The organism is Mucilaginibacter sp., assembly GCF_036568825.1.
GTDB lineage: Bacteria > Bacteroidota > Bacteroidia > Sphingobacteriales > Sphingobacteriaceae > Mucilaginibacter.
In genome coordinates this window covers 1-4,571 of sequence record NZ_DATCRU010000105.1, presented here as the reverse complement: position 1 = coordinate 4,571, position 4,571 = coordinate 1, and the positions used below count along the sequence as shown (strand labels likewise).

Annotated in this window: 6 protein-coding genes; all 6 read right to left on the bottom strand. The window is 43.7% G+C overall.

The annotated features are described in order from the left end of the window. Nucleotides 1-809, bottom strand: an 809-nt coding sequence (locus VIM89_RS23120) for an acetyl-CoA carboxylase biotin carboxylase subunit (protein ID WP_488158558.1), incomplete at its 3' end; no start/stop codon positions are given. Nucleotides 810-901: 92 nt separating this feature from the next. Continuing rightward, the gene (gene accB, locus VIM89_RS23115) at nt 902-1,393 is read right to left on the bottom strand and encodes an acetyl-CoA carboxylase biotin carboxyl carrier protein (protein ID WP_488158557.1); all 492 of its coding nucleotides are present in this window, start codon (nt 1,391-1,393) and stop codon (nt 902-904) included. 244 nt (nt 1,394-1,637) lie between these two features. After that, the gene (locus VIM89_RS23110) at nt 1,638-2,627 is read right to left on the bottom strand and encodes a beta-ketoacyl-ACP synthase III (RefSeq protein ID WP_488158556.1); all 990 of its coding nucleotides are present in this window, start codon (nt 2,625-2,627) and stop codon (nt 1,638-1,640) included. Nucleotides 2,628-2,642: 15 nt separating this feature from the next. Continuing rightward, nucleotides 2,643-3,581: a phosphate acyltransferase PlsX gene (plsX, locus tag VIM89_RS23105; protein WP_488158555.1), complete on the bottom strand. Its 939-nt coding sequence runs from the start codon at nt 3,579-3,581 to the stop codon at nt 2,643-2,645. Between the two features lie 15 nt (nt 3,582-3,596). Beyond that, on the bottom strand, nt 3,597-3,788 hold the full coding sequence (gene rpmF / locus VIM89_RS23100) for a 50S ribosomal protein L32 (protein WP_302901433.1): 192 nt from the start codon (nt 3,786-3,788) through the stop codon (nt 3,597-3,599). A gap of 18 nt (nt 3,789-3,806) precedes the next feature. Beyond that, nucleotides 3,807-4,325, bottom strand: coding sequence for a YceD family protein (locus VIM89_RS23095; protein WP_488158554.1), 519 nt, complete (start codon nt 4,323-4,325; stop codon nt 3,807-3,809). Nucleotides 4,326-4,571 lie beyond the last annotated feature (246 nt).

Below are 4,571 nucleotides of genomic sequence, written 5' to 3'. Positions count from 1 at the left end.
CCTTCATATTTCACTGCTTTTGCACCTTTTATAGCCGCGTCGCCCATTTTTTTGCGAAGCTTTTCAGTCATAAATGGCGATGGCGATTCTTCCACCAGTTTTTGGTGACGACGTTGAATGGAGCAATCACGCTCTGAAAGGTGGCAAACTTTACCATATTGATCGCCCACAACCTGTATTTCGATGTGACGCGGATCTTCTACATATTTCTCCAAATAGATACCGTCGTTACCAAACGCTGCTGCTGATTCAGCACGCGCCGAATCCCATGCCGGTTCAAATTCTTCGTCTTTCCATACCAGGCGCATACCACGGCCACCGCCACCGGCAGTAGCTTTTAGTATAACGGGATATCCTATTTTATTAGCTACGACAAGACCTTCTTTCACGTCCTGTAACAAACCTTCAGAACCCGGAATAGTAGGCACACCGGCCTTTTTCATGGTTGCTTTGGCAGATGCCTTGTCGCCCATGGCGTTTATCTGGTCGGCAGTAGCACCTATAAATTTGATACCATATTCTGCGCAGATAGCCGAAAACTTGGCATTTTCTGACAAAAACCCATAGCCGGGGTGGATTGCATCAGCATTGGTCAGTTCGGCGGCAGATATCAGGTTGGGGATATTCAAATAAGAATCGCGGCTGGCAGGCGGACCGATACATACGGCTTCATCAGCAAAACGTACGTGCAGGCTGTCCCTGTCGACGGTAGAATATACAGCTACCGTTTTAATGCCCATCTCCTTGCAAGTACGGATAATGCGAAGGGCAATCTCACCACGGTTAGCTATTAATATTTTTTTAAACATAGTTTTAATGTGCAAATTACAGATGTGCAGATGTGCAGATGTGATGATATGCAGATTGGCTTAATTCATCCGCACATCTGCACATTCGCATATTAAACCGGTTCAACCAAAAACAATGGCTGGTCGTACTCAACAGGTGAAGCGTTGTCAACCAATATTTTCACAACCCGGCCCGAAACTTCTGATTCGATCTCGTTAAACAATTTCATCGCTTCAATGATACATACAACCGAACCTGGTTTTATCTCGTCGCCAACATTTACAAACATTGGTTTATCAGGTGATGATGAGCGATAGAATGTACCGATCATCGGCGATCTTACAGTGATCAGGTTAGCAGTATCAGCAGCAGGAGCTTCGGGAGCAGCAGCGGCAGTTGCAGGAGCAGCCGATTGTGCTGCAGCTACAGGGGCTGGAGCAACATATGACGGTGCGCCTTCCGCAGCCGGAAGATTTGCTGTAACATACGTCGGAGCCTGGTTAGTTTTTATTGTAATCTTGAAATCGTTCTGTTCAATTGAAACTTCATTTACCCCCGACTTTGAGACAAAGCGTATAAGGTCCTGAATTTGTTTGATATCCATATAGCGGAATGAATTGGTTTTGGATAAAAGATTATATCTAAGTTATATGTTAATGTGCAGATGTGCAAATGTGCCATTTTAATGTGAAAATGTGCAGATATGCAAATGTGCAGATGTTTGGCTGGTTTTTTTAATAGTTAGTTGTTAGCAAAATAACAAAACATATTTAATAAAGTTCAAATAAATGGTTGTACAAAAGTTAAAGCATTTGCATATCTGCACATCCACTCATCTGCACATCAAATCAATAAGCCCATTTTAAATAGATCGAGCCCCAGGTAAAGCCGCCGCCAAAGGCAGCCAGTATCAGGTTATCGCCTTTTTTGAATTTACTTTCCCATTCCCATAAGCAAAGTGGAATGGTTCCGTTGGTGGTGTTGCCGTATCGCTCTATGTTGATGATCACTTTATCAGCGCTTACACCGGTACGATTAGCTGTAGCATCGATAATGCGTTTGTTTGCCTGGTGCGGAACCAGCCATGCAATATCGTCCGATTTAAGGTTATTGCGCTCCATTACTTCGGCAGCAACATCGGCCATATTGGTTACCGCGAATTTGAAAACCGCCTGCCCTTCCTGGTAAGCATAGTGCTCCAAAGCATCTACCGTTTCATGTGACGCAGGTTTTAAAGAACCGCCTGCTTTCTGGTGAAGAAACGCACGGCCAGCTCCATCGCTTTTCAGTATAGAGTCAATCACACCGTAACCTTCTGTATTCGGTTCCAGCAAAGCAGCACCGCAGCCGTCACCAAAAATGATGCAGGTTGCACGGTCTTTATAGTTCACGATAGACGACATTTTATCGCCGCCTACTACCAGAACTTTTGTGTGTTTTCCGCTTTCGATAAATTGCGCGCCTGTAGCTAATCCGAAGATAAATCCTGAACAAGCCGCCTGCAGATCATATCCCCAGGCATTTTTAGCACCAATTTTGTCAGCAAGGATATTCGCCGTAGCCGGGAACGGCATATCGGGCGTGGTAGTACAAAATATGATCAATTCTATTTCTTCAGCACTGATCCCTCTCTTCTTCAGCAACCCTTCAACAGCGTGAACCGCCATATCCGATGTTGCAAGGCCTTCGCCTTTTAGTATTCTGCGCTCTTTTATGCCGGTCCGGGTGGTTATCCATTCATCATTCGTTTCCACCATTGTCTCCAGTTCATGGTTTGTTAAAACATAATCTGGTACATATCCATTCACAGCAGTAATTGCAGCATGAATCTTATTCATTTCTATATGTAGATTTTATTGAAATGCTCTTTTTATTTTATTTATGAGATCGCTCTCAAACATGTCTCTCGACAGGAGCACCATGTTTTTGATCGCTTCGGGACTGGATATCCCGTGTCCCACCACTACCGGCGCATTTATACCTAATATCGGGCTGCCGCCGTATTGCTCGTAGTTAAACCGTCCGAAAAACTCGTGTTCGAGCTTCAGTTTCAGGCCGATCACATAAAATGATTCGGCCATTTTCAGCACCACATTCCCCGTAAAGCCATCGGCTACATATACATCAGCGCTTTCGTTAAAAAAATCGCGCCCCTCTACGTTACCAATAAAGTTGAACTGTTTGTTTTCCTTCATCAGCGGGAAAGCAGCCTGGCAAAGTATATTGCCTTTCTCTTCTTCCTCGCCAATATTCACCAGAGCAACGCGTGGATTGGGTATGTTATAAACCGACTCAGCAAACAGGCTACCCAGGATACCAAATTGCAACAGGTTTTCGGCCTTGCAATCAGCATTGGCACCTACATCTAACAAAATACCCAAACCGCCTTTCAGTTTGGGTACTATGGTTGTCATTGCAGGGCGGGATACGCCCGGTATGGCTTTTACGCTAAACATGGAACCGACCAGCATGGCACCGGTATTTCCTGCTGATGAGAAGGCTTGTATTTCGCCATCCTTAAGCATACGGAAACCGACACTAATACTAGAATCAGGTTTTTGAACGACCGCTTTGGTTGGGTGTTCGCCCATGCCGATCACCTCAGTTGTGTGTACAAACTCGAAATGGTCGGGGCTAAAGTTATTTTCATGAAGAATGGACAGGGCAATTTCCTTATCGCCGATAAGCACCAGTTTCTGGTCGCCCGACAAAGCCTTATAAGCCGCTATTGCTCCCAGCACAGTCGCCTTAGGAGCAAAATCGCCGCCCATAATATCTAAGCCAATCTTCATATTTGAAAATTAAACTTAGGCTGTTGCGGTGTTTTCGATAAGGACTTTGCCGTTGTAGTATAAGTTACCGTCAACAGTATAAGCTCTGTGAGGCAAATGTACTGCACCAGTAGTTTTACAAGTAGTTAAAGTAGGCGCTTCAGCTTTGTAGTGTGTTCTACGTTTTGCTGTCCTTGATTTTGAGAATTTCCGTTTTGGATGTGGCATAACTTCCTAAATTATCATTTAAATATTCTTCAAAACGTCCCACCTTGGATCCGTTTTGTCGTCGTCTCCGCCTTTTGCCGATAACTGATTTAATCTTTCGATCATCTCCTTATCACAATAAGACGTGTTCCCCTCGTCGTTGCAAACTGCTATAAAAGGAGCCGCAACATTTATGTATTCATATATCAAACCCGCAATATTGATCTCGTGATCATTCTTGTTCAGGGTGATGATTTCTTCGTCTTCGTCAATTTCCTCTTCGGCAAATTTGGCGATCTGCTGCTCATGAACATCAACAGGATGCGGATATTCGGCCAGGCATTTATCGCATGTCATCGTAATGGTTCCATAAATATGGAAGTTCAGGATGAGCATGGTTTCCTGCTTGTCCAACTCCACTTTGCACTGAAGATCAGCCTTTTTGACGATGGAATAGTCCATTTCATCAAAAAATTCGTCTTTGATCACATAGTCAAAAAAGTGCTTTCCCAGCTTGAGGCCGGTAAAAGGAATCGAATATGTTTTGAGCGATTTCAATGAGCGACAATTAGCCCGCAAATGTAGGGAAAAATCCTAAATGTGGAAAAAAAAGTTGAAAATGGGAAATGAGGGTCATTGATAGCTAAAAAACCATGTCATGCCGAACTTGTTTCACTGTTGTCCGGTAAAAGATTTTATTAAAAAAGTTAAAGGGGTAGTTTAAAGCTACCCCTTCGTGTTGATATTTGAGTTACCACACTTAAATACACAACATGAGCAAAAGTACTTTTTTTACCGGACAGC